Origin of the sequence: Streptomyces toxytricini (assembly GCF_014649915.1) — a bacterium.
GTDB classification, from domain to species: domain Bacteria; phylum Actinomycetota; class Actinomycetes; order Streptomycetales; family Streptomycetaceae; genus Streptomyces; species Streptomyces toxytricini.
Genome location: NZ_BMTY01000018.1, coordinates 45,403 through 69,351, shown reverse-complemented (window position 1 = coordinate 69,351; position 23,949 = coordinate 45,403). Strand labels below are relative to the sequence as shown.

Below are 23,949 nucleotides of genomic sequence, written 5' to 3'. Positions count from 1 at the left end.
CTAGTCGGTGCGTGCTCCGGGCTGCTGCTGGGCGCGGCCGGCCACCATGCGCGTGCCGGCGTCGGCGGTCGCCCGGAGCCGGTTGAACTCGGCCACGTGTTTGCGGTGCGCGGCGTAGGTGGCCGAGAACCGAGTGTCCCCCGGTTTGACGGTGACGAAGTACAGCCAGTCCCCCGGTGTGGGTGCGACCGCGGCGGCCATGGCCTGCAGTCCGGGGCTGTCGATGGGGGCCGGGGGCAGGCCCTGCCGCCGGTAGGTGTTGAAGGGGCTGTCGATGCGGGTTTCGCCGAGCTTGGTGTCCACCGTGTGCCGGTTCAGCGCGTAGTTGAGGGTGGAGTCCATCTGGAGGGGCATCGACCGGGCCAGCCGGTTGTGCACGACCCGGGCGACCTTGCCCATGTCCGCGGCCGAGTCGGCCTCCGCCTCGACGATGCTGGCGAGGGTGGCGGTCTGGTAGGGGGTCATGCCGTGGGCCCGGGCGCCGTCGGCGACGGCCTTCGTGGCGAGCTTCTCGTTGGCCGTGCGGACCATGGCCGTGAGGAGTTCGGCGGGGGTGGTGCGGGAGGTGACGGGGTACGTCGCGGGGAACAGGAAGCCCTCCGGGTTGCCCTTCGCCTCGGCGGGCAGGTCGAGCGCGGCCGTCGCCGCGGCGGCCTTGGCGGAGCCGGCGGGCAGGCCGAGGACGCGGTCGATCGCGGCATAGACCTCGGGGGCACGCCGGCCTTCCGGGACCAGGAGGTGGCGGGGCTTCTCGGCGGCCTCGTCGGCGCCCCGCAGCAGGGGGACGGCGATGAGTGCGCCGGTGGCGAGCAGCATGCCGAGGAAGAGCGCCAGACGGCCCCGGCGGGTCAGCCGGGAGCGGCGCCGTGGCGGACGGTACTCATGACGCATGCGGGCACGCTAACCCGGCGCAGGCCGCATTCCCGGCATCACACCCCACAACCGGTCATACGATCACACGTTCACCGGCGCGGAGGGGGCGAGCTCCCCACCGGAGGCGTCCGACCCGCCGGCCCCCCGGGGCCCCTCCGACCCGGGCGGCCCCAGGGGCGCGCGGGCGGTCTCGCGGTCCCGGCGGACCAAGGCCGCGTACCGGCCGCCGGCTGCGATGAGCTCGTCGTGGGTGCCGCGCTCGGCGATGCGGCCCTGGTCCAGGACGACGATCTGGTCGGCGTCGCGGACGGTCGAGAGGCGGTGCGCGATGGTGATCGTGGTGCGGCCCGCCGAGAGCTCGTCGATCGCCTGCTGCACCGCGTGCTCCGTCCGGGTGTCGAGGGCGCTGGTCGCCTCGTCGAGGAGGAGCACGGGCGGGTCGCGCAGGATGGTCCGGGCGATGGCCAGGCGCTGCTTCTCGCCGCCGGAGAACCGGTAGCCGCGCTCGCCGACCAGGGTGTCGTACCCCTCGGGAAGGGACGCGATGTGGTCGTGTATCTGGGCGGCGCGGGCGGCCTCTGCGATCTCCTCGTCGGTGGCGTCCGGCTTGGCGAAGCGGAGGTTGTCGGCGACCGAGGCGTGGAAGAGGTAGGTCTCCTGGGAGACCACGCCTATGGAACGGGCCAGCGAGTCGAAGTCGAGGTCCCGCACGTCCACGCCGTCGATCGCCACCCGCCCGCCCGTGACGTCGTACAGCCGGGGCACCAGGTAGCTCAGGGTGCTCTTGCCGGAGCCGGTCGGGCCGACCACGGCGAGGGAGCCGCCGGCCGGGACGGTGATGTCGATGCCCTTAAGCGCGGGGCCGTTCCGGTCGTCGTAGGCGAAGTCCACGCCCTCCAGCCGCACCTCGCCGCGGGCCCGGCCCAGGCGCACCGGGCGCTCCGGTTCCGTGATCTCCACCGGCAGGTCGAGGTACTCGAAGATGCGGGCGAACAGGGCGAGGGAGGTCTGAATCTGCACACCGGTGGACAGCAGGCTCACCGCGGGCCGGAACAGCGCCTGCTGGAGCGTCACGAAGGCCACCAGCGTGCCGACGGAGAGCGAGGGCGCACCGGACTGGAGGGCGATGCCGGCCGCCCAGTAGATCATCGCCGGCATGGCGGCCATCACGATGCCGATGGTCGACATCCGCCAGCGTCCGGCCATGCTGGCCCGCACTTCGAGCGCGACGAGCTTCTCGGACTCCTCGGCGAAGGAGCGGGTCAGGGAGTCGGCGCGGCCCATGGTGCGGCCCAGCAGGATGCCGCTCACCGACAGGGACTCGGTGACGGTCGCGGCCATGGCGGCCATCTGCTTCTGCCGCTGCGTGGTGACCTGCTTGCGCTCGTTCCCGACGCGGCGGCTGATCCAGACGAAGACCGGCAGCAGGAGCAGCGAGACCAGCGTGAGCCGCCAGTCGAGGGCGAGCATCGCGACCACGGTCGCGATCACGGCCGTCAGGTTGGAGACGAGCGAGGTCGCGGTGGAGGTGACGGTGGCCTGCATGCCGCCGATGTCGCTGGCTATGCGGGACTGCACCTCTCCGGTGCGCGTCCGGGTGAAGAAGGCCAGCGGCATCCGCTGGAGGCGCGCGTAGACGGCGGTGCGCAGGTCGTGCATGACGCGCTGGCCGACCGTGGTGGAGACGAGCGTCTGGACGACGCCGAAGACGCTGGTGACCACGGCGGTCAGGATCATGCCGAGGGCGAGCAGGCTGAGCAGCCCGGTCCGCCCCTGCGGAATGGCGACGTCCAGGATCTCCCGCAGCATGAACGGCGAGGCCACGCCGACCAGCGAGGAGGCGCAGACGAGCAGCCCGACCACGGCGAGCCTGCCGCGGTAGGGGCGGAAGAGGCCGACGATCCTGCGCAGTTCGCGCGGCCGCTCCTTCGGGCCGGGGCGGCGCGGGTCGAGGGGCTCCTCGGGCGGTGTCCAGTTCGGTTCCTCGGGGCGCATGGGCCTCCTTCTGGCGGGACTCCCACTGAGCATAGGTCATTGTTACCTAGGTTCACAATGAGCCCGGCCCTGGTACTGTTTCCCAGTATGAGCACCGCTCCCGAGACCGACAGCACGGACGGCGTCCTCGCCGAGCAGCTGCTGCGGCTGACCCGGCGCCTGCACCGGATCCAGAAGCGCCATCTGGAGCCGCTGGGCATCACCCCCGCGCAGAGCCGGCTGCTGCGCCTGGTCTCGTACGCCGAGGGCGACCGGCCGCCCCGGATGGCGGACCTCGCCGCGCGCCTCGAAGTCGTGCCCCGCGCGGTGACGACACTGGTCGACGGCCTGGAGGCCGCCGGCTGCGTGCGACGCGCGCCCGACCCTGCCAACCGGCGCGTCATACGGATCGAGCTCACGGACTCGGGGCGCGAAACGCTGCGCCGGCTGCGCAGCGCGCGGACCGACGCCGCGGAGGAGATCCTTGCCCCGTTGACCGCCGAGCAGCGGGACCAGCTCGGCGGCCTGCTGGACGCGCTGACGGACGCCCCGCGGGGGCGCCACTGCTGACGGGAGCGAGGGGTCGCCGATGCCGCTGCTGGAACCCGAGCCCGGGGCCCTGCGCCCCGCCGGCATCCTGGGCCCCTCCCCCGACCGGCTGCCCGACCGGCGGGCGGCGGGCACGCCGGAGCCGCTGCGGAGCGGCCTGACGGAGCTCCTCGGGCCGCGGAAGGTGCTGTGGAAGGCGTCCGACCTGGTCCGCTACGCCTCCGACGCCTCCCCGTACCGGTTCGTGCCGCAGGCCGTCGTCCTCGCCGAGGACCTCGACGACGTCTCGGCCGTGCTGTCCTACGCCCGCGGCCACGGCCGGGACGTGGTCTTCCGCGCCGCCGGCACGTCCCTGAACGGGCAGGCCCAGGGCGAGGACGTCCTCGTCGACGTGCGCCGCCACTGGGCGGGCGTGGAGGTGCTGGAGGAGGGGCGGCGGATCCGGATCCGGCCGGGCACGACCGTCGCGCGCGCCAACGCCGCCCTCGCCCGGTACGGCCGCGTCCTCGGCCCCGACCCGGCCAGCGCGGCGGCGTGCACGGTGGGCGGGGTCGTCGCCAACAACGCCTCCGGCATGACGGCCGGGACGACGCGCAACGCCTACAGCACCCTGTCCTCGCTCACGTTCGTCCTGCCGAGCGGCACCGTCGTCGACACCGCCGACCCCCTCGCCGACGAGGCGCTGGCCCGCGCCGAACCCGGGCTGTGCCGGGGGCTGATCGAGATCAAGCGCGAGATCGAGGCGGATACGGGGCTGGCCTCCCGCATCCGGGCCAAGTACGCGATCAAGAACACCACCGGCTACCGGCTCGACGCCTTCCTGGACGGCACCACCCCGGTGGAGATCCTGCGCGGCCTCATGGTCGGCTCGGAGGGCACCCTCGGCTTCCTCGCCGAGCTGGTCTTCGACACCCTGCCCCTGCACCGTGCGGCGGCCGCCGCCCTGCTGTTCTTCCCCTCGCTGCCCGCCGCGGCGGCGGCCGTCCCCCTGTTCAACGACGCCGGGGCCGCCGCCGTCGAGCTGATGGACGGCAACACCCTGCGCGCCTGCGCCGGCGCCGCCGGGGCCCCCGCCGACTGGGCCGGCCTGCCGAAGGACACCACCGCCCTGCTGGTGGAGTTCCGCGCCGCGGACGAGGCCGCCCTGGCGGAGTACGAGCACCGGGCCGCCGGCGTCCTGGCCGGGCTGGACCCGATCGCCCCCGTGCCCTCGGCCGCGGGCGCCTTCACGCGGGACCCGGCGGTGATCGCCGGGTTCTGGAAGGCCCGCAAGGCCTTCGTCACCGCGGTCGGCGGAGCCCGCGCGCCCGGCACCACCCTGGTCACGGAGGACTTCGCCGTGCCGCCGGCCCGGCTCGCCGAGGCCTGCGCGGCCCTGCTGGACCTCCAGGCCGAGCACGGCTTCGACACGGCCGTGGCCGGCCACGCCGCCCACGGCAACCTGCACTTCCTCCTCGCCTTCGACGCGGCGCGGCCGGCCGACGTGGAGCGGTACGGCGCGTTCATGGACGCCTTCTGCCGGCTGGTGGTGGAGCGCTTCGACGGCTCGCTGAAGGCCGAGCACTCCACGGGCCGCAACATGGCGCCGTTCCTGGAGCTGGAGTGGGGCCCCGCCGCGACCGCGCTGATGTGGCGCACCAAGCGGCTCGTCGACCCGCAGGGCGTCCTCGCCCCCGGCGTCCTCCTCGACCGCGACCCGCGGGCGCACCTGCGCGGCCTGAAGACGATCCCGCGGATCGAGGCCGTGGCCGACCCCTGCATCGAGTGCGGGTTCTGCGAACCCGCGTGCCCCAGCGCCGGCCTGACGACCACTCCGCGCCAGCGCATCGTGCTGCGCCGCGAGATGGTCCGCCAGCAGCCCGGCTCCCCCGTCCAGGAGGCCCTGCTCGACGCGTACGGGTACGACGCCGTCGACACCTGCGCCGGCGACTCCGCCTGCAAGCCGGCCTGCCCCATCGGCATCGACACGGGCGCGCTGATGAAGGATTTCCGCCGCCGCCGGCACAGCCCTCTGGAGGAGCGGGCGGCGGAACTCGCCGCCCGCGGCTTCCGCGCCGTCGAGGCCGCGGCGCGGCTCGCCGCGGCCGCCGCCGACGGGGCCGCCGGCGCCACCGGGGGCCGGCTCCCGGCCGCGGTGACCGGGGCGGCGCGGCGGCTCGTACGGCCCGACCTGGTGCCCGCCTGGCTGCCGCAGCTGCCCGGCGCTGCGGCCCGCACGCCCCCGGCGACGCGCCGCAGCGGGGCCGCCGCCGTCTACTACCCGTCGTGCGTCAACCGGATCCTCGGCGGCCCGCCGGGCGATCCGGGCCCGTCGGTGCAGGAGGCGCTGGTCGCCGTGTCCGAACGGGCGGGGAAGCCGGTGTGGATCCCCGGAGACGCGGCCGGCACCTGCTGCGCGACCATCTGGCACTCGAAGGGCTACGAGGCCGGCAACCGCGTGATGGCCAACCGGATCGTGGAGGCCGCCTGGGGCTGGACGGCCGGAGGGCTGCTGCCCCTCGTCGTGGACGCCTCCTCCTGCACGCTCGGCATCGCGCAGGAGGTCGTCCCGTACCTGACGGACGGGAACCGGGCGCTGCACGCGGAGCTCACCGTCGTCGACTCGGTCACCTGGGCGGCGCGGGAGCTGCTGCCCGGCCTGCGGATCCTGCGCACGGCCGGCTCGGCCGTGCTGCACCCCGCCTGCTCCATGGACCGGCTCGGCACCGGCGGGCACCTGAGGGAGGTGGCGGCCGCCTGCGCCGCGGAGGTGGTCGTCCCGGACGACGCGGGCTGCTGCGGCTTCGCCGGCGACCGGGGCATGCTCCACCCGGAGCTGACCGCGGCCGCGACGGCGCGCGAGGCGCAGGAGGTGGGAGCCCGCGCGTTCGACGCGCACCTGTCCGCGAACCGGATGTGCGAGGTGGGGATGGAGCGTGCCACCGGCCGCCCCTACCGCTCGGTCCTCATCGAACTGGAGCGGGCCACGCGCCCCTGACCCGGCCTGCGCGGACCCCGGGCGGAAGGCCCCGGGGGGACCGCGCCGGGCCTGCGGGAACGCGCCGGCGCAGCGCCGGTGCAGTGCACTGCGGGTGAGGCTCTGGCCGACGCAAATTCGATTGCCCCGGAGGGTCGCGGAAGGCGAACCTTGCACGGTTTGAACTCCTCGACCAGTCATGGGGCGTCATGCAGATCAGCGACCTTCCGTATCCGGACCCCGGAGTGCCCGACGCCCGCTCCGGCCCGCGCTTCCTGCTGTGGCTGGGGCGCGGCCAGCTCGGCGGGCAGGCGAAGAGCCTGTGCTGGGGCCTGGTCCACTTCGGCGGCATCGCGGGGCTGCCCTATGCGGTCGGCTCGGGCGTCGGCGCGGTCGTCGAGGGCGACGGCGCCGGGCTGCTCCGGGCCGGCGCGCTGCTGCTCCTGATCGGCGTGGCGATCTCCGTCGGCGACGCCATGCTCCACCGCACCGCCGTCACCAACTGGATCACCGCGGCCGCGCGGGTGCAGCAGCTGCTGGCCCGCAAGACGGCCGAACTGGGCTCCGCCCTGACCCGGCAGGTCGCCGCCGGCGAGGTCGTGGCGGTCTCGACGGGCGACGTGGAGAAGATCGGATGGTTCGTCGAGGCCGTCTCCCGATTCCTGGCCGCCGCCTGCGCCATCGTCGCGATCTGCGTCGGGCTGCTCTTCCTCGCCCCGTCGATCGGCGTGGTCGTCGCCGTCGGGGTGCCGGTGCTCGCCCTGTCCGTCCTGCCGCTGCTGCCGCACGCCACGCGGCGCGCCGACGTCCAGCGCGACAAGGCCGGCAAGGCGACCGAGCTGGCCTCCGACACCGTGGCGGGCCTGCGCGTCCTGCGCGGCATCGGCGGCGAGGAGCTGTTCCTCGGCCGCTACCGCGAGGCCTCGCAGCAGGTCCGCGAGGCCGCCGTGCGCAGCGCGGGCATGTGGGCGCTGATCGCGGCGATCCAGGTGCTGCTGCCCGGCGTCCTGCTGCTCACGGTGGTCTGGTACGGGGCATCGCTCGTCCAGGAGGGGCGGCTGGAGGTGGGCGAGCTCGTCGCCGCGTTCAGCGCGGTGGCCACGATGCTCTACCCGCTGCGGAACGTGGAGGAGATCGCGATGGCGTACTCCTTCTCCCGCCCCTCGGCCCAGCGGGCCGCCCGGGTCCTGTCGCTGACGCGCACCGGCCCCGGCCTGGCGGACTCGGGGCCGGAGGGCGGCGGGGGCCCCGATCCGGTAGGCGACCTCCACGACCCGGCCACCGGACTCGTGGCCCCCGCGGGCAGGCTCACCGCGGTGGTGTGCGGCGATCCCGACGCCGCGGGCCGGCTGGCGGAGCGGCTCGGCGGCCACCCGGCGGCCGCCGGGGACGACGCCGGCGACGCCTCCGACGGCCTCCCGGTGCTGCTGGGCGGGGTCGCGCTGGACGGGCTGCCGCTGGACACCGCGCGCCGGCTGGTCCTCGTCCAGGACAAGGACCCGGTGCTGCTGTCGGGGACACTGCGGGAGCTGTTCGACGTACCGTCCTCCGGGAAGGTGGAGCCCGAGGCCGCGCTGGCCGCCGCCCACTGCGGGGACGTCCTGGACGCCCTGCTCCAGGCGGCCCCCGCCGGGGTGGACGACCCGATGGACGCCCGGATCACCGAGCGCGGCCGGTCCCTCTCGGGCGGGCAGCGCCAGCGGCTGGCCCTCGCCCGGTCCCTGGCCGCCGACCCGGCGGTGCTGGTCCTGGACGAGCCGACCTCGGCGGTCGACTCGCACACCGAGGCGCGCATCGCGGAGGGGATCGCGGCCTTGCGGGCCGGGCGGACCACCGTGGTGCTGGCCTCCTCCCCGCTGCTGCTCGACCGCGCCGACCACGTGGTGCTGGTCGACGGCGGCACGGTGGCCGCGACCGGCACCCACCGCGAACTGCTGCGCCGCGAACCGCGCTACCGGGCCGTCGTCACCCGGGAGACGGAGGAGGAGCAGCGCGTCGCCCGCCTCGGGCCGGCCCGGCTCGGGAAAGAACTCACAGGGATCGAGGAATCAGCATGATCGGCGTGGCGCCGCCGGCGCACGACCCGGCGGCCCCGGAATCGGCCGCCACCCTGCCCGTGGGCTCGCCGGCGACCGTGCGGGCGTACGTGCGGGGGCTGCTGCGGCGGCACCGGAGGGCGTTCGGCGTCCTGGTCGGGGTCAACGCGGTCGCGGTGACCGCCTCCATGGTGGGCCCGTACCTGCTGGGCCGGGTGGTGGACGGGCTCGCGGCGGGCTCGCGCGAGCTGCACCTGGAGCGGACGGCGCTGCTGTTCGCTGCGGCGCTCGTGGTGCAGACGGTGTTCGTACGGCTGGTCCGGCTGCGGGGCGCGATGCTCGGCGAGGAGATGCTCGCCGACCTGAGGGAGGACTTCCTCGTCCGGTCGGTGGGGCTGCCGCCCGGCGTGCTGGAGCGGGCCGGCACCGGCGACCTGCTGTCCCGCATCACCACCGACGTCGACCGGCTGGCCAACGCGATGCGGGAGGCCGTGCCGCAGCTGGCCATCGGCGTGGTCTGGGTCAGCCTGCTCTTCGGGGCGCTGACGGTGACGGCTCCGCCGCTCGCCCTGGCCGCGCTGGTGGCCCTGCCGGTGCTGGTGACCGGCTGCCGCTGGTACTTCCGGCGGGCCCCGTCGGCGTACCGCTCGGAGGCCGCCGGGTACGCGGCGGTTGCGGCGGTGCTGACGGAGACGGTGGACGCCGGGCGCACCGTCGAGGCGCACCGCCTCGGCCCGGCGCGGATCGCGCTGTCGGAGCGGCGGATCCGGGAGTGGACGGCGTGGGAGCGGTACACGCTCTTCCTGCGGACGGTCCTCTTCCCCGTCATCAACGTCACCTTCGTGACGATCCTCGGGTCGGTGCTGCTGTTCGGCGGCTACTGCGTGCTGCAGGGCTGGCTGTCGGTGGGGCAGCTGACGACGGGTGCGCTGCTCGCGCAGATGATGGTCGATCCGATCGGGCTGATCCTGCGCTGGTACGACGAGCTGCAGGTCGCCCAGGTGTCGCTCGCCCGGCTGGTGGGCGTGCGGGAGATCGAGCCGGACGCGGGCGACGCCGCGGTCCGCCCGCAGGGGCGGGACGTCCGCGCCGACCGGGTCCGGTTCGGCTACCGGGAGGGCGTGGACGTGCTGCACCAGGTGTCGATGGCGGTGCCGCCCGGCACCCGGGTGGCGCTGGTCGGCCCGTCCGGCGCGGGCAAGTCGACGCTCGGGCGGCTGCTCGCGGGCATCTATGCGCCGCGGACCGGCGAGGTGACCCTCGGCGGGGCGCAGCTGTCGCAGATGCCGGCCGAGCGGGTCCGCGAGCACGTGGCCCTGGTGAACCAGGAGCACCACGTGTTCACGGGCTCACTGCGGGACAACCTGCGGCTGGCCCGGGCGCACGCCGAGGACGCCGAGCTGTGGGCCGCCCTGGGCGCAGTAGACGCGGACGGCTGGGCGCGGGCCCTGGGCGACGGGCTCGACACGCAGGTCGGCTCGGGCGGCTCGGCGCTCACGCCGGCGCAGGCGCAGCAGGTGGCGCTGGCCCGGCTGGTGCTGGCGGACCCGCACACCCTGGTGCTGGACGAGGCGACGTCGCTGCTGGACCCGCGGGCGGCGCGGCACCTGGAGCGGTCACTGGCGCGGGTGCTGGACGGGCGGACGGTCATCGCGATCGCCCACCGGCTGCACACGGCGCACGACGCCGACGTGATCGCGGTCGTCGAGGCGGGGCGGATCAGCGAGCTCGGCTCGCACGACGAGCTGGTCGCTGCCGGCGGCGCGTACGCGGCCCTGTGGCGCTCCTGGCACGGGTGATCCCGGCGCCCCGCGGCCTGCGCGGGGCGCCGGTGCGGGCACGGGGCGGACGGCTGCGGGTCAGATGAACCCGAGTGCGGAGGCTCCGCCGAAGCCGCCGAGCAGCATGAACGCGGGCATGAGCACCTTCAGCTCCACCCAGCTGCCGGCCCGGAAGCGCATCCCCTTCGGCGGTCCGACGGGGTACCACCGCTTCCCGGCGATGGGCAGCGGCCACAGGATCGGGCAGCCGGACACCGTCAGGGCGTCGCCGATGTCGTGGACCAGCGCGCCGAGGACGACGGGCAGGCCCAGCCACACGTAGGCGTAGTCCGGGCCGAACAGCCAGTCGGCGCCGTTGCCCGGCTGGTCGAGGACGCCGGCGAGGATCCAGGCGCTCGTCGCCCCGAGCAGCCAGACGAGGATGTCGCTGGACATCCTGGCCGCCCGCCACAGCAGGCCCTCCACGGCCAGCACCAGGTGGACGAAGAGCAGGACGAGGACGCCCCACCGGTCGGTGGCGGCGGCCAGGACGGAGGAGCCGGCGCCGATCAGCACCGCCCACAGCCACGTGTGGGTCAGGGTGCGGTGGCCTCCGGAGCGGCGGGCGTCCTTGCGGGAGCGGGTGGACTTGTAGACGGAGTACGACAGCTTGTCGACGACCTCGCACACGCCGCGGGACAGCGGGCCGAAGGCGCGCGAGATCGTCGCGGACTTGTGGTCGAGGTCGGGGGCGAGGGCCGCCCCGGCGCAGATCAGCGCGCCGACGACGAGGACCGGCCAGGGCATCGGGTGCCCGGCGGCCGCGGTGGCGGCGCCCACTCCCAGCCAGGCGGCCGCCCCCGACAGCGAGTGCGCCGGACCCATCATGCTCGTTACCCCACCCCAGGTCGTGTGCCCGCGGGCCCCGCCCGACGCCTCGCGCGGTCCCGATCGACGGCTCAGCGTACCTGCGATGATCTTCTTTCCTTCCGCCGGTTCCCTCATCCGGGCGGAAGGCAGGCAAGATGGGGGGTGTGACCCTCATTGATCAGCTCCCGCCGAACGCCGACCCCGACGCGCTCTTCGAGGCCTTCTCCTCGTGGGCGGAGGACCAGGGCATCAGCCTGTACCCGGCCCAGGAGGAGGCGCTGATCGAGGTCGTCTCCGGAGCGAACGTGATCCTGTCCACCCCGACGGGCTCCGGCAAGAGCCTCGTCGCGGCGGGCGCGCACTTCACGGCGCTGGCCCAGGACAAGGTCACCTTCTACACCGCGCCCATCAAGGCGCTGGTGTCGGAGAAGTTCTTCGACCTCTGCAAGCTGTTCGGCACCGAGAACGTCGGCATGCTCACGGGCGACGCCTCGGTGAACGCCGACGCCCCGGTGATCTGCTGCACCGCCGAGGTGCTGGCGTCCATCGCGCTGCGGGACGGCAAGTACGCCGACATCGGCCAGGTCGTGATGGACGAATTCCACTTCTATGCGGAGCCGGACCGCGGCTGGGCCTGGCAGATCCCGCTGCTGGAGCTGCCGCAGGCGCAGTTCGTCCTGATGTCGGCCACCCTCGGCGACGTGACGCGGTTCGAGGAGGACCTGACCCGCCGCACCGGCCGCCCGACCTCGGTGGTCCGCTCGGCGACCCGGCCCGTCCCGCTGTCGTACGAGTACGTCACCACGCCGATCACCGACACGATCACCGAGCTGCTGGAGACCCGGCAGGCGCCGGTGTACATCGTGCACTTCACGCAGGCGCAGGCGGTCGAGCGGGCGCAGTCGCTGATGAGCATCAACATGTGCACCCGCGAGGAGAAGGACAGGATCGCCGAGCTGATCGGCAACTTCCGCTTCACCACGAAGTTCGGCCAGAACCTCTCCCGCTACGTCCGGCACGGCATCGGCGTGCACCACGCGGGGATGCTGCCGAAGTACCGGCGCCTGGTGGAGAAGCTCGCCCAGGCGGGCCTGCTCAAGGTGATCTGCGGCACCGACACCCTCGGCGTCGGCGTCAACGTCCCCATCCGCACCGTGCTGTTCACGGCGCTGACGAAGTACGACGGCAACCGGGTGCGCACGCTGCGCGCCCGCGAGTTCCACCAGATCGCCGGCCGGGCCGGGCGGGCGGGCTTCGACACGGCGGGCTTCGTCGTCGCCCAGGCTCCGGAGCACGTCATCGAGAACGAGCGGGCGCTGGCGAAGGCGGGCGACGACCCGAAGAAGCGCCGCAAGGTCGTCCGGAAGAAGGCGCCCGAGGGCTTCGTCGCCTGGTCGGACACCACCTTCGAGAAGCTGATCGCCGCCGAGCCGGAGCCGCTCACCTCCCGGTTCAAGGTCACCAACATCATGCTGCTGTCGGTCATCGCCCGCCCGGGCGACGCCTTCCAGGCGATGCGCAGCCTCCTGGAGGACAACCACGAGCCGCGCAAGGCGCAGCTGAAGCACATCCGCCGGGCGATCGCGATCTACCGCTCGCTCCTGGACGGCGGGGTGGTCGAGCAACTCGACACCCCGGACGCCGAGGGCCGCACGATCCGGCTGACCGTCGACCTCCAGCAGGACTTCGCGCTGAACCAGCCGCTGTCGACGTTCGCGCTGGCCGCCTTCGACCTGCTGGACCCCGAGTCGCCGTCGTACGCGCTGGACATGGTGTCCGTCGTCGAGTCGACCCTGGACGACCCGCGCCAGATCCTGGCCGCCCAGCAGAACAAGGAGCGCGGGATCGCGGTCGGCGCGATGAAGGCCGACGGGATCGAGTACGAGGAGCGGATGGAGCGGCTCCAGGACATCACCTATCCCAAGCCGCTGGAGGAGCTCCTGCTCCACGCCTACGACGTCTACCGCAAGAGCCACCCGTGGGTGGGCGACCACCCCGTCTCCCCCAAGTCGATCATCCGCGACATGTACGAACGCGCGATGACCTTCACCGAGTTCACCTCCTTCTACGAGCTCGCCCGCACCGAGGGCATCGTGCTGCGGTACTTGGCGAGCGCCTACAAGGCGCTGGACCACACCATCCCCGACGACCTCAAGTCGGAGGACCTCGAGGACCTCATCGCCTGGCTGGGCGAGCTGGTCCGCCAGGTCGACTCCAGCCTGCTCGACGAGTGGGAGCAGCTGGCGAACCCGGAGCTGGAGACGGCGGAGGAGGCCCAGGAGAAGGCCGACCAGGTCAAGCCGGTCACTGCGAACGCGCGCGCCTTCCGCGTCCTGGTCCGCAATGCCTTGTTCCGCCGGGTGGAGCTGGCCGCGCTGGACCGCATCGACGAGCTGGGCGAGCTGGATGCCGACTCCGGCTGGGACGCGGACGCGTGGGGCGAGGCGATGGACGCCTACTGGGACGAGTACGACGACCTCGGCACCGGCCCTGACGCGCGAGGACCGAAGCTGCTGCAGATCGAGGAGGACCCGGCGCACGGCCTGTGGCGCGTCCGCCAGACGTTCGCCGACCCGAACGGCGACCATGGCTGGGGCATCAGCGCCGAGGTCGACCTGGCCGCCTCCGACGAGGAGGGCCGGGCCGTGATCCGGCTGACCTCGGTCGGCGAGCTCGGCGCGCACTGACCGACGCCCGCGACCGACCGGACCCGCCGGACCCGACAGTGGAGAGGATCTGATGACGAACCCCGCCGAGAGACTGGTCGACCTGCTCGACCTGGAGCAGATCGAGGTCAACATCTTCCGCGGCGCGAGCCCGCAGGAGTCCCTCCAGCGGGTCTTCGGCGGGCAGGTCGCCGGCCAGGCCCTCGTCGCCGCCGGCCGCACCACCGAGGGCGACCGGCCCGTCCACTCCCTCCACGCGTACTTCCTGCGCCCCGGCATCCCCGGGGTGCCGATCGTGTACCAGGTGGAGCGGGTCCGGGACGGTCGGTCCTTCACCACCCGGCGCGTCACCGCCGTCCAACAAGGCAAGACGATCTTCAACCTCACCGCCTCCTTCCACCATCCGGAGGAGGGCGGCATCGAGCACCAGCTGCCTCCCCGCCTCGACTTCCCCCACCCGGACACGCTGCCGAAGGTCGCCGACGAGATCCGCGCCCACCTGGGCGCACTGCCCGAGGCGCTGGAGCGGATGGCCCGCCGCCAGCCCTTCGACATCCGGTACGCGGACCGGCTCCGCTGGACGCCCGAGGAGCTCAAGGACGCCGATCCGCGCAGCGCGGTGTGGATGCGCGCCGTCGGCCCGCTCGGCGACGACCCGCTGGTGCACACCTGCGCCCTCACCTACGCCAGTGACATGACCCTCCTCGACGCCGTGCGCCTCCCCGTGGAGCCCCTGTGGGGCACGCGAGGCTTCGACATGGCGTCCCTGGACCACGCCATGTGGTTCCACCGGCCCTTCCGCGCGGACGAGTGGTTCCTCTACGACCAGGAGTCGCCGATCGCGCACGGCGGACGCGGCCTGGCCCGCGGCCGCATCTACGACCTGGAGGGCAGGCTGCTGGTCTCCGTCGTCCAGGAAGGACTCTTCCGCCCCTACCCGTCCGGGCGGCCGCAGCCGAAGCCGCCCGCGGCCGCCGAACCGACCCCGAAGAGCTGAGCACACCCATGCCGACCCCGGCCCACCCCTGCCCCTGCGGGCTGCCCGCCGCCTACGCCGACTGCTGCGGACGCTTCCACTCCGGCACCGGTCAGGCCCCGACCGCCGAGCTGCTGATGCGGTCCCGCTTCAGCGCCTTCGCCGTCGGCGACACCGCTTACCTGATGCGCTCCTGGCACCCGGCCACCCGCCCCGACCGGCTCGACCTCGACCCGGAGCAGCGCTGGGTGAAGCTGGAGATCCTGGGCACCGACCGCGGCGGGCTGTTCGAGACGGAGGGTTCGGTGGAGTTCCGGGCGCACTACCGCGAGGGCCGGCACACCGGCTCCCTGCACGAGAACAGCGCCTTCAGCCGCGAGGGCGGGGCCTGGGTCTACGTCGGCCCCCTCTCCCCGGTCGCGTTCGACTGAGCCCGCGCCCCGGCGAGGGCGAGGTCCAAGCCGGCGCGGTACCACCGGACCTCGTCCGGCTGGTCGGCCACCAGCAGCCGCTGCGCCACGGCCGCGGCCGCCGGGATCTGCGGGTGCCCGTACGGCGCGGGCGGGCCGAGCGCGGCGAGCACCATCCGCTCCGCCGGGTCCGGGACGGCCAGCGCGACCTCCTCCTCCGGGAGGACGCAGGCCAGGACGGCGGCCCGCTCCCAGGGGTCGGCGGTCCGGCCCAGCAGCAGCTCCACGTGCCGGCCCCGCCAGCGGCGGGGCCGCAGGTCCGCCCCCCGGGCCATCAGCTCCCGGTCCCCCGGGGTGACGCCGCCGTGCAGCAGGGCCGTCCGGTGCTCGCCGAACTCCCGCAGCTCCGCGGCGAGGTAGAGCCACACGACCGCCCGGTACCGGTTGATGCGGTAGCCGACAGGGGTGAGGTGCCCGCACCGGGCGAGCCGGGTGAACCGGGTCGGGCCGATGCCCAGCACGGCGCACGCGGCGGACGCCCCGGCGACCGTCTCGACCTGCGCGCGAAGGGCTTCCGGGAACCCCTCGGCCGCCCGCAGGCGCTCCAGCTCCACCCTCGCGTACCGCGCGGCGCCGCCCGGAGCGGGCGGTCCGGCCCGGACGATGCCGAGCTGTACGGCCCGGGCGAACTCGCTCCTGTTGAGGCCGAGTTCCCCGGCGGCGCGCGCACCGCCCACCGCCGCTCCCGGCGGCACGGGCCCCGGCCCTCCGGCCCCGCCGGCCGGGCCGGCCACCGGTCCTGCGGCTCCCCCGCCCGTCGGGCGCACCTGCGTTGCGAGCTTCACGGCCGTCCCCCTCACACATCGAGATCACTCTGTGTGACGAAGGTAGCCCGCTGCCGCCACCCTGCGCGAGGCCTGTGGACAACTCTTGCCGCGCCGACGCGGCCTGGCCTTCCGTCACCCCCCGGTGATCCGCCGCTCGGCCACCCCCAGGTGCTCTCCCACCCGGTTGACCAGCAGCGTCATCTCGTACGCGACCTGGCCGACGTCCGAGTCCGCCGCGCTCAGCACGCACAGCGAGCTGCCCGCCCCGGCCGCCATGACGAAGAGGACCCCTTCGTCGAACTCGACCATCGTCTGCCGCACTTCGCCCGCCCCGAAGTGCCGGCCCGACCCCTTGGCCAGGCTCTGGAGCCCCGCCGCCACGGCGGCCAGGTACTCGGCGTCCTCGCGGACCAGGCCCGCGCTCGCGCCCGTGACCAGGCCGTCGTTGGAGAGCACCACTGCGTGCCGCACCTGCCGGACCCTGCGGGACAGGTCGTCCAGCAGCCAGTCGAGCTGCTTGTCCCATGCCATGTCGAGCCCCTCCCCGTCGGCGCCGCCGCGGCCGCGCCTCACCCCGCGTACCAGTGCCGCAAGCCTTCCCCACCAGTGGCTCCCCGGCAAGGAGGACGCCCCGCGGAGAAGGAAGGACTCGGCAACACGGGCCGGCCCGACGGGACGGGCCTCCCCTCAGCCGGAGCCGGGCCCCGCCTCCACGGCCTCCAGCAGCCGCGCCGTGTGCACGCGCCCGGCGTACTCGACGAGCCTGATCAGCACTTCCTTCCCGGAGTCGCGGTCCCGCGCGTCGCACAGCACCACCGGAGTCCCCCGCTCCAGGTCCAGGGCGCGCGCCACCTCGTCCGCCGCGTAGCGCCCGGAGTCGCTGAAGCAGTTGACGGCCACGACGAACGGGATGCGCCGGTGCTCGAAGTAGTCCACCGCCGGGAAGCAGTCCTGCAGCCGCCGCGTGTCCGCCAGCACCACCGCCCCGAGGGCGCCCTGCGCCAGCTCGTCCCACAGGAACCAGAACCGGTCCTGGCCGGGCGTCCCGAACAGGTACAGGGAGAGCCCGGACCGGATGGTGATCCGCCCGAAGTCCATCGCCACGGTCGTGGTGGTCTTGCGCTCCACCCCTCCGGTGTCGTCGACCATCTCGCCGGCCTCGCTGAGCCGCTCCTCCGTCCGTAGCGGCCTGATCTCGCTGACCGCGCCGACCATCGTGGTCTTGCCGACCCCGAAGCCGCCCGCGACGAGGATCTTCAGCGACAGCGCCGCCGCGTCCGGGCCCTCGTCCGCCCCGGCGGCCGTCTCGGCGGCCGTCTCGGGGCCGGCGGCCACATCGTGTCGTTGCATCACAGTGCTCTCAATCCCTCGATGACTTCCCGCAGGATCCGCGTCTCCGGAAGCCGGGCCGGCGGCACCGGCCGGCCGACGCGGACGTGTCCCGCCTCCAGCAGATCGCCGAGCAGCACCCGCACCACGCCGACGGGCAGGTCGGCGTCGGCGGCGAGCTCGGCCACCGACTGCGTCCCCGTCCGGCACAGCCGCAGCAGGGCCTCGTGCTCCGGCCCGGGCACGGTGCCCGCGGCGGATCCGGCCTCCACCGCCACCAGGGCGATCAGGTCGAAGCGGACGCCGTGCGGTCCGGGCTTCGTACGCCCTCCCGTCACCGCGTACGGGCGCACGAGCGGACCCGCGTCGGCGTCGTACCAGCGGCCGCCGTCCGCCGGCCCGGCCGTCGCGCTCACCCTGCGGCCGGAGGCCGGGCCGCGGACCGCGGCCGGGTCTGCAGGTGTTCTCCGACGCGCTTCACGAGCCGGGCCATCTCGTACGCGACCAGCCCGACGTCGGTGCCGGCGCCGCTGAGGACGGCCAGGCACGAGCCGTCCCCTGCGGCGGCGACGAAGAGGAACCCCTCGTCCATCTCCACCAGCGTCTGGCGCACGCCCCCGGTGTGGAAGTGCCGGCCCGCGCCCTTGGCGAGGCTGTGGAAGCCGGATGCGACGGCGGCCAGGTGGTCCGCGTCCTCACGGTCCAGTGCGCTGGACGCACCGACCGCGAGCCCGTCGTGGGAGAGGACCACTGCGTGGCGGACCTCCCGGACCCGGGCCACCAGCTCGTCCAGCAGCCAGTCGAGGCCGCCTCGCGCGGGGATGCCGGCAACGCTGCCGTATGCCTGGTGCTCGATCATCGTGTGTCTCCTTCGCCGCCCGGGCGGGCGGGCTCCTCCTGTGCACCCCGGGCCCAGCCGGCCCGGTAGGCCGCCATCCGGTCCCTGGCCTGTTCCGGGCTGGGCCCCGCGTCCTCCCCGGCCGGGCGGGCCGCGGCCGGCGGCCCCTGCGGCTGCGGCCGCACGCGCAGCTGCGGCGCCAGGCCGGCCTGGCGCGTCCGGCGCGGCAGCCCGCCCGGCGCGGGGGCGGGCACGGCGACGGCCGCGGTGCGGGGCGGGGGCGGCGGCACGGCCGCTCCCGGACGCGCCTGCGGCGGGGCCGGCGGCCCTGCGTCCGCCGAGGCGCCCTCCCCCGGCGACCCCCCGGCCCCGGCGAACCCGGGCTCCGCCGCGGCCAGCACGGCCGGTTCCGGCTCCGGTGCGCCCTGGAGGAGGGGCTTCGGCAGCAGCACCACCGCGGTGGTGCCGCCGTACGGCGAGGGCTGCAGGTGGACGCGTACGCCGTGCCGGGCCGCGAGGCGGCTCACCACGAACAGCCCGAGCCGGTCGCTGTCGAACAGGTCCAGGGCACCCGACTGCGCGATCCGCCGGTTGGCCTCGCCGAGGGTCTCCCGGCCCATGCCCAGTCCGCGGTCCTCGACCTCCAGGACGTACCCGGCGCCGACCGGCTCGCCGCCGACCCGGACCGCGGTGTGGGGCGGGGAGAACTGGGCGGCGTTCTCGATCAGTTCGGCGAGGAGGTGCGTGAGGTCGGCGACGGCCGCGCCCGCGACGGCGGCATCGGCGAGCCCGCGCACCTCGACGCGCTGGTACTCCTCGATCTCGGAGACGGCGGCCCGCACCACGCCGGACAGCGGAACAGGCATGCGCCAGGCCCTTCCCGGGGCGGCGCCCGACAGGATGATCAGGCTTTCGGCGTGCCGCCGCATACGGGTGGTGAGGTGGTCGAGGCGGAAGAGGTCGCCCAGTTCGGCGGGGTCGTCCGCGCGGCGCTCCATCGAGTCGAGCAGGGTGAGCTGCTTGTGGACGAGGACCTGGCTGCGGCGGGCGAGGTTGACGAAGACGCCGCCGATGCCGCCGGCGAGCTCGGCCCGCTCCGCGGCGGCTGCGAGCGCGGCCCGGTGCACAGTGGCCAGCGCCTCCCCCACCTGGGCGATCTCGCCCTCGGCGGCCGGCCCGGGCGGGGCCTCGGCCTCGATGTCGATGTCCTGCCCGGCGCGGAGGCGCTCCATGGCATGGGGCAGCCGGCGGCGGGCGATGTCCAGCGCGGTGTCGCGGAGGGCGGCGAGTTCGACGACGAGCCCGCGGCCGATGCGCACGGAGATCGCGAGCGCGGCACAGACGGCGAGCAGCCCGAGCAGGACGGCCGCGCCGGCGGGGCCGAGGACGCCCCGGGCGACCGGGTCGCCGCGGTCCGCGGCGGCGGCGTACGCGGCGGCCTCGATGTCGCGCAGGGAGGCGCCGACGGAGGCGTACGCGGCGTCCCAGCCGGCGGGCGGCTGCTGAGCGGCCTCCTTGGCCGCGCCCCCGGCCGGGTCTTTCGCGGCATCCTTCGCCGCGTCCCTGGCCGGGCTCCTGCTCGGCTGGGGGGCCGCCGCCAAGGCGCGGTCCTCGGCGGCGGTGAGCTCGGCGTACGCGGAGCTCCTTGCGGCGGACCGCCAGGCGTCACGCACGGCGGCAGGCAGGTCGTGGGCAGCGCCGGCGGTGAGGGTGCGGCGCGCCTCGACGAGGCCGGCGAGACGGCGAATCGATTCGGCGGTGCGCGGGCCGGGCGCCGCCATCAGCGCGTCCTCGCGGGAGAGGAGCTCCCCCGCCCGGGTGAACTCCAGCAGGACCCGGGCGTCGGTGCCGAGGTCGGGCCGGTCGCCGCCGGCGAGGGAGCCGAGGACGGCGAGGGCGGCGTCGACCGCGCGGTTGTACGTCTCGTAGGCGGCGTCCGGCGCCGCCCGGCGGTCGGCGACGTCTTGGCGCAGGGAGCCGAGGCCCTCGGCGGCCGCGACGAACTCCCGCAGCCGGACGACGACAGCGGTGCGCTGTCCGCCGGATTCGGCCACGGTGTGCCGGTCGCCGAGGCGGAGCCGCCGGACCGCGGCGTCGGTGCGCCGCACCTGCTTCTCCAGGTCGGCGGCGCGCTCGCCGGCCGGCGCGGGGGCCGCGAGGAGGCGTACGGCGGCGCGGCGTTCGGCCTGGAGTTCGCTCACGGTGGCGGCGACGGGCATGCGGATCTGCCGGTCGATGTCCCGGACGCGGCTCATGCGGGCGATGTCCTGGGCGGTGCCGACTGTGGTGAGGCCCCAGAGGGCGAGCAGCGCGACGACGGGAACCATGAGGAGCGAGACGACCTTCGCGCGGACCGTCGCCGGGCGGTGGAGGCGGGCGCGGGCGCCGGGGACGGGCCGAGTCGGCGGCGCCGCTGCTTCCGGCTGTCTCGGGGGTGTGGGCATCTGCTCCTCGTTCCGGGGCGGGTCGGGACCGGTCAGCGGGCGGCAGCCGGGGATGCGGCGGGGGCGGAGGGGGCGGCCGCCCGCCCGGCGGCGGTCGGGGAGAGCGCGACGAACGCCGCGGTGAGGAAGAGGTACGAGCCGAGCCCCACGGCGAGCGGGAAGACGAACTGCATCGCGGTCGCCCCCGGCAGGGCCCGGTCGGAGGGGACGACGCGGACCCCGACGGCCGCCATGCCGGTGTAGTGCATGCTGCTGACGGCGGCGCCCATGACGAGCGAGGCGACCGTGACGGCCGCGGGCGTCCTGGTGTGGAGCGCCGCCCAGAGGGCGGCGGTGGCCGCGGCGACGGCGACGGCGACGGACAGCGCGACGGCGGCCGGGTCGTAGGTGACGCTGCCGTGCAGGCGGAGGGCGGCCATCCCCAGGTAGTGCATGCCGGCGACGCCGAGGCCGGTGGTGAGGCCGCCGACGGCCAGGGCCCGGCCGCGGCCCTGCCCGTACCCGACGGCGAAGAGCCCGGCGCCGACGACCACGACGGCGACGACCAGCCCGAGGACGGTCAGAGGCACGTCGTAGCGGATCTCGGTGCCGGTGACGCGGAAGCCGAGCATCGCGACGAAGTGCATGGTCCAGATGCCGGTGCCGATGGCGGAGGCCGCGGTGAGGAGCCAGTTGCGGCGGGCGGCTCCGGTCGCGGCGAGCGCGCGGACGGTGCAGCGCAGGCCGAGGGCGGCGCCGGCGGATGCCAGCGCATATGACAGGACGGGCGTCAGCCAGCCGTACGCCGCGTGGTCGAGGTGTCCCATGGCCCCGGGACGCTAGTGCGGGTGAGGGCGCGAACAGGGGACGCATTTCGAAAGCCGCTGGAACTGCTGGAATATGACAGAGAAAGGTCCGGGTCCGACCGCAGTGCGCGACAGCTTGCCCGGCGGACCGGGACCCGGGGGAAGGTCGGCGCGGTGCGGGATCATGTGCCCATGACCGAGGACCGCACGCACGCCCCCGAGCCCGCAGCCCGTCCCGCTCCGGCTCCCGCCCCCGACACCCCGCACACCCACACGCACGTGCAGGAGTTCTTCGGCGCGCGGGCCGCCGCGTGGGACGCGAAGTTCCCCGACGACGGCCCCGCCTTCGCTGCGGCCGTGGCCGGGTTCGGGCTGCGGCCGGGTGACCGCGTGCTCGACGCGGGCTGCGGCACCGGGCGGGCACTGCCCGCACTCCGGGCCGCCGTCGGCCCGAACGGATCGGTACTCGGAGCCGACCTGACGCCGCAGATGCTGGACGCCGCGCGGCAGGCCGGACGCGACGCGCAGGGGGTGCTGCTGCTCGCGGACGCGGCCCGGCTGCCGCTGCGCGACGCGGCGCTGGACGCGGTGTTCGCGTCCGGGCTGGTCGCGCACCTCCCCGAGCCGGCCGCGGGCCTGCGGGAGCTGGCCCGCGTGGTGCGTGCCGGCGGCCGGCTGGCCCTGTTCCACCCGATCGGGCGGGCGGCGCTGGCCGCGCGGCAGGGCCGCGAGCTGACCCCGGACGACCTGCGGGCCGAGCACAACCTCCGCCCCCTGCTGGCCGCTTCGGGCTGGGAGCTCGTCTCGTACGAGGACCTCGACAGCAGCTTCCTGGCCGTCGCGGTGCGCCGCCCCTGAGGACGTACGACGGCCCCGGACGCGGCGCCCGCGGAGGCGCCCGGCATCAGGCCGGGGGCTGGGCCCCGGCTCCGCTCGCCCGGCGCTGGTGCGGTACGGGGCAGCCGCCGGGGCCGGGCATCGGGAACGTTCCGAGCTCGCCCACGTCATAGCCGTCGCGGTAGCCCTTGATCTCCGGGTTCTGGCGGGCGTAGTGCGGGGCCCTGCGCGGGGGCAGCAGCCGGACGGCCCGCCCCCGCAGCCGCAGCGCGCCCCTGACCAGGCCGCGGACGCGCGGGTGGGGCCGCGCGAAGCGGAAGGCGTCCAGCAGGGCGTCGTCCAGGAGCGCGAGGCTGGCGCCGCGCACGGCGGGGGCGAGCGGTGCGGGGTACCAGGAGGCCAGCAGGTCGAGGGTGGCGTCGGCGACGCGACGGCCGCCCTCGTCCCAGCCGAAGTGCTCCGCCTCGTAGGCGTCGAGGACGGCCTCGAACTCCTCGAAGGAGCCCGGAATGTCCTTGATGCCCATGTGGCGACCGAGCGTGGCGTAGTAGTTTGCGGAGGCCCGGCGCTCGTGGTGGGTCATCTTCCGCCAGCCGTAGGCGTCGAGCCAGCGGGCGGGGATCACCACGAACGTGCACAGCACGTAGCGCATCTCGTCGTTCGGGATGTCGTGGCTGCGGTGCATCTGGTTGATGCGGCGGATCGCGGTGCGCGCCGTCTCGTGCGCGAAGCCGTGCTCGACGACGGCGTCGAGGAGCAGCGCCGTGTCGTCGTAGCGCTTCTGCGCGCGCTCGGTGAACTCCGCCGTCTCGGCCAGCAGCCGGCCGATGCCGGGGACCGCGTAGGTCCGGAAGAGGGCGAGCTCCAAGGCGCGGGTGAAGTCCCAGGGGAACTCGTACGTGGCGGTGAGCCGGTAGATCGCGAGGAAGTCCTTGTCCGGATCCAGCCCGAGGATCTCCCTCAGCCGGTCGTAGCGCTGCACCGGATGCCCCTTTCTGTGGCGGGCGCCCAACTCTACGTGCAGGTGGGGACCTTGGAAATCGGGGCCCGCGGGCTCTCGACGGGGAGGTTACCGGCTGGTTAGGGTGCGCCGACGGGCGGCGAGAGACCGGGAGGCCAGGTGTCCGAAGACGAGGGCGGCGGTTCCCTGTGGGTGCTGACCGCGGTGCTGCTGACCCCGGCCGGGTTTCCGAGCGTGCTGGGCGACGACTTCCCCGAGGCGTGCGCGCTGCTCGGGGTGGATCCGGACCCGCAGGGCTACGGGCTGGTGCTCGGCCAGGACGAGGAGGGGGCCCGCTGGACGGTCGTCGTGGACGACGTCTCACTGGTCGCCGCCGCCATCGCGGCCTGGGACTGCGGCATGGAGTACGACCTGTCGCCGGACGAGCGCACGGTCGTCGCCTCCCTCGCCGGGTGGCCGCTGGAGCTGACGGTCGCCGCGTCGGGGCTGCCCGAGCCGCACGATCCGGAGCAGGGTGCGGACGGCACCGGGCGGGTGCCGCTGGCCCCGCCGTCCGCGGACGGCTGGGGGCCGGTGCAGCGCCGGCTGGGGGCCGACCAGGTCGCCCGGGAGTGGGCCGAGTGGAGCGGGCGCGTCGCCGCGGACGGCGGCGCGTCGGCAGCGGCGCACCCCGGGCTCGCGCGGGCGCTGGCGCAGGCCGGAGCGTACACGCGCACGCCGCCGCCGGCGGGCCGGGTGCGGTCGGCGTTCGCGGGCGAGGGCGCCCGCACCCTGCGCGCGGACGGCCCGGGCTGGTCGCTGGTCGCCCGGACCGGGGACGCCGCCTTCGTCCTGCTGGACGAGGAGCCGGGCGAGGTG

20 protein-coding genes are annotated in these 23,949 nt (G+C 75.0%); 9 read left to right on the top strand and 11 right to left on the bottom strand.

All coding sequences use genetic code 11. The features are described 5' to 3' along the window. Together mltG and IE170_RS22475 are read right to left on the bottom strand one after the other, a co-directional pair. Positions 1-891, bottom strand: a complete 891-nt coding sequence (gene mltG, locus IE170_RS22480) for an endolytic transglycosylase MltG (protein WP_189811249.1) — start codon at positions 889-891, stop codon at positions 1-3. A 63-nt stretch (positions 892-954) separates the two neighbouring features. Beyond that, entirely contained in the window at positions 955-2,868 is a 1,914-nt protein-coding gene (locus tag IE170_RS22475; protein WP_223857040.1) for an ABC transporter ATP-binding protein, read from the bottom strand. Positions 2,869-2,955: 87 nt separating this feature from the next. Here IE170_RS22475 and IE170_RS22470 point away from each other — a divergent pair, with 87 nt between their 5' ends. The 4 genes from IE170_RS22470 (at position 2,956) to IE170_RS22455 (ending at position 10,187) form a co-directional block, all read left to right on the top strand. Further along, positions 2,956-3,417, top strand: a complete 462-nt coding sequence (locus IE170_RS22470; protein ID WP_189811248.1) for a MarR family winged helix-turn-helix transcriptional regulator — start codon at positions 2,956-2,958, stop codon at positions 3,415-3,417. A 19-nt stretch (positions 3,418-3,436) separates the two neighbouring features. After that, the gene (locus IE170_RS22465) at positions 3,437-6,373 is read left to right on the top strand and encodes an FAD-binding and (Fe-S)-binding domain-containing protein (RefSeq protein ID WP_189811247.1); all 2,937 of its coding nucleotides are present in this window, start codon (positions 3,437-3,439) and stop codon (positions 6,371-6,373) included. A gap of 188 nt (positions 6,374-6,561) precedes the next feature. Beyond that, positions 6,562-8,409 (top strand): ABC transporter transmembrane domain-containing protein, encoded by a 1,848-nt coding sequence (locus IE170_RS22460; protein ID WP_189811246.1) that lies wholly within the window; start codon positions 6,562-6,564, stop codon positions 8,407-8,409. Beyond that, positions 8,406-10,187, top strand: a complete 1,782-nt coding sequence (locus IE170_RS22455) for an ABC transporter ATP-binding protein (protein ID WP_189811245.1) — start codon at positions 8,406-8,408, stop codon at positions 10,185-10,187. The genes IE170_RS22460 and IE170_RS22455 overlap by 4 nt, the downstream gene beginning before the upstream one ends. Positions 10,188-10,247: 60 nt before the next feature. Here IE170_RS22455 and IE170_RS22450 read toward each other — a convergent pair whose 3' ends face one another. Continuing rightward, on the bottom strand, positions 10,248-11,036 hold the full coding sequence (locus IE170_RS22450) for a metal-dependent hydrolase (RefSeq protein ID WP_189811244.1): 789 nt from the start codon (positions 11,034-11,036) through the stop codon (positions 10,248-10,250). A gap of 146 nt (positions 11,037-11,182) precedes the next feature. Here IE170_RS22450 and IE170_RS22445 point away from each other — a divergent pair, with 146 nt between their 5' ends. From IE170_RS22445 to IE170_RS22435, 3 genes are read left to right on the top strand one after another with little or no spacing between them, the layout of a single operon-like run. Next, positions 11,183-13,705: a DEAD/DEAH box helicase gene (locus IE170_RS22445; RefSeq protein ID WP_189811243.1), complete on the top strand. Its 2,523-nt coding sequence runs from the start codon at positions 11,183-11,185 to the stop codon at positions 13,703-13,705. A gap of 52 nt (positions 13,706-13,757) precedes the next feature. After that, on the top strand, positions 13,758-14,681 hold the full coding sequence (locus IE170_RS22440) for an acyl-CoA thioesterase (RefSeq protein ID WP_189811242.1): 924 nt from the start codon (positions 13,758-13,760) through the stop codon (positions 14,679-14,681). An 8-nt stretch (positions 14,682-14,689) separates the two neighbouring features. Further along, complete coding sequence (locus IE170_RS22435; RefSeq protein WP_189811241.1) at positions 14,690-15,091, top strand: YchJ family protein; 402 nt, start codon at positions 14,690-14,692, stop codon at positions 15,089-15,091. Here IE170_RS22435 and IE170_RS22430 read toward each other — a convergent pair. The 7 genes from IE170_RS22430 to IE170_RS22400 all read right to left on the bottom strand — a co-directional run bounded on the left by IE170_RS22430 (position 15,055) and on the right by IE170_RS22400 (position 21,314). After that, the gene (locus IE170_RS22430; RefSeq protein WP_189811240.1) at positions 15,055-15,915 is read right to left on the bottom strand and encodes a DUF6397 family protein; all 861 of its coding nucleotides are present in this window, start codon (positions 15,913-15,915) and stop codon (positions 15,055-15,057) included. The genes IE170_RS22435 and IE170_RS22430 overlap by 37 nt on opposite strands. A 114-nt stretch (positions 15,916-16,029) precedes the next feature. Next, positions 16,030-16,428, bottom strand: coding sequence for a roadblock/LC7 domain-containing protein (locus IE170_RS22425; RefSeq protein ID WP_189811239.1), 399 nt, complete (start codon positions 16,426-16,428; stop codon positions 16,030-16,032). A 156-nt stretch (positions 16,429-16,584) separates the two neighbouring features. Further along, positions 16,585-17,247 (bottom strand): GTP-binding protein, encoded by a 663-nt coding sequence (locus tag IE170_RS22420; RefSeq protein WP_189811238.1) that lies wholly within the window; start codon positions 17,245-17,247, stop codon positions 16,585-16,587. Further along, the gene (locus tag IE170_RS22415) at positions 17,247-17,642 is read right to left on the bottom strand and encodes a DUF742 domain-containing protein (protein WP_189811237.1); all 396 of its coding nucleotides are present in this window, start codon (positions 17,640-17,642) and stop codon (positions 17,247-17,249) included. The genes IE170_RS22420 and IE170_RS22415 overlap by 1 nt, the downstream gene beginning before the upstream one ends. Next, positions 17,639-18,085 (bottom strand): roadblock/LC7 domain-containing protein, encoded by a 447-nt coding sequence (locus IE170_RS22410; protein WP_189811236.1) that lies wholly within the window; start codon positions 18,083-18,085, stop codon positions 17,639-17,641. Before IE170_RS22410 ends, IE170_RS22415 begins: the two co-directional genes overlap by 4 nt. Further along, entirely contained in the window at positions 18,082-20,508 is a 2,427-nt protein-coding gene (locus IE170_RS22405; RefSeq protein ID WP_189811235.1) for a sensor histidine kinase, read from the bottom strand. Before IE170_RS22405 ends, IE170_RS22410 begins: the two co-directional genes overlap by 4 nt. Before the next feature lie 32 nt (positions 20,509-20,540). Further along, positions 20,541-21,314: an MHYT domain-containing protein gene (locus IE170_RS22400; RefSeq protein ID WP_189811234.1), complete on the bottom strand. Its 774-nt coding sequence runs from the start codon at positions 21,312-21,314 to the stop codon at positions 20,541-20,543. 171 nt (positions 21,315-21,485) lie between these two features. Here IE170_RS22400 and IE170_RS22395 point away from each other — a divergent pair, with 171 nt between their 5' ends. Further along, on the top strand, positions 21,486-22,151 hold the full coding sequence (locus tag IE170_RS22395; protein WP_189811233.1) for a class I SAM-dependent methyltransferase: 666 nt from the start codon (positions 21,486-21,488) through the stop codon (positions 22,149-22,151). 46 nt (positions 22,152-22,197) lie between these two features. On the opposite strand, the gene IE170_RS22390 is transcribed toward IE170_RS22395, so the two are convergent. Then, positions 22,198-23,112 carry an oxygenase MpaB family protein gene (locus IE170_RS22390; RefSeq protein WP_189811232.1) on the bottom strand — a complete coding sequence of 305 codons (915 nt, stop codon included), beginning with the start codon at positions 23,110-23,112 and terminating at the stop codon, positions 22,198-22,200. A gap of 138 nt (positions 23,113-23,250) precedes the next feature. Between IE170_RS22390 and IE170_RS22385 the strand changes: the two genes are divergently transcribed. After that, positions 23,251-23,949 (top strand): hypothetical protein (locus IE170_RS22385; RefSeq protein ID WP_189811231.1); only part of this gene is annotated, 699 nt, incomplete at its 3' end.

Coding starts and splice junctions, on each gene's coding strand:
- IE170_RS22435 (WP_189811241.1), top strand. CDS start 14,690: ATGCCGACCCCGGCCCACCCCTGCCCCTGCGGGCTGCCCGCCGCCTAC.
- IE170_RS22420 (WP_189811238.1), bottom strand. CDS start 17,247: ATGCAACGACACGATGTGGCCGCCGGCCCCGAGACGGCCGCCGAGACG.
- IE170_RS22475 (WP_223857040.1), bottom strand. CDS start 2,868: ATGCGCCCCGAGGAACCGAACTGGACACCGCCCGAGGAGCCCCTCGAC.
- mltG (WP_189811249.1), bottom strand. CDS start 891: ATGCGTCATGAGTACCGTCCGCCACGGCGCCGCTCCCGGCTGACCCGC.
- IE170_RS22450 (WP_189811244.1), bottom strand. CDS start 11,036: ATGATGGGTCCGGCGCACTCGCTGTCGGGGGCGGCCGCCTGGCTGGGA.
- IE170_RS22455 (WP_189811245.1), top strand. CDS start 8,406: ATGATCGGCGTGGCGCCGCCGGCGCACGACCCGGCGGCCCCGGAATCG.
- IE170_RS22460 (WP_189811246.1), top strand. CDS start 6,562: ATGCAGATCAGCGACCTTCCGTATCCGGACCCCGGAGTGCCCGACGCC.
- IE170_RS22465 (WP_189811247.1), top strand. CDS start 3,437: ATGCCGCTGCTGGAACCCGAGCCCGGGGCCCTGCGCCCCGCCGGCATC.
- IE170_RS22410 (WP_189811236.1), bottom strand. CDS start 18,085: ATGATCGAGCACCAGGCATACGGCAGCGTTGCCGGCATCCCCGCGCGA.
- IE170_RS22405 (WP_189811235.1), bottom strand. CDS start 20,508: ATGCCCACACCCCCGAGACAGCCGGAAGCAGCGGCGCCGCCGACTCGG.
- IE170_RS22400 (WP_189811234.1), bottom strand. CDS start 21,314: ATGGGACACCTCGACCACGCGGCGTACGGCTGGCTGACGCCCGTCCTG.
- IE170_RS22440 (WP_189811242.1), top strand. CDS start 13,758: ATGACGAACCCCGCCGAGAGACTGGTCGACCTGCTCGACCTGGAGCAG.
- IE170_RS22425 (WP_189811239.1), bottom strand. CDS start 16,428: ATGGCATGGGACAAGCAGCTCGACTGGCTGCTGGACGACCTGTCCCGC.
- IE170_RS22395 (WP_189811233.1), top strand. CDS start 21,486: ATGACCGAGGACCGCACGCACGCCCCCGAGCCCGCAGCCCGTCCCGCT.
- IE170_RS22470 (WP_189811248.1), top strand. CDS start 2,956: ATGAGCACCGCTCCCGAGACCGACAGCACGGACGGCGTCCTCGCCGAG.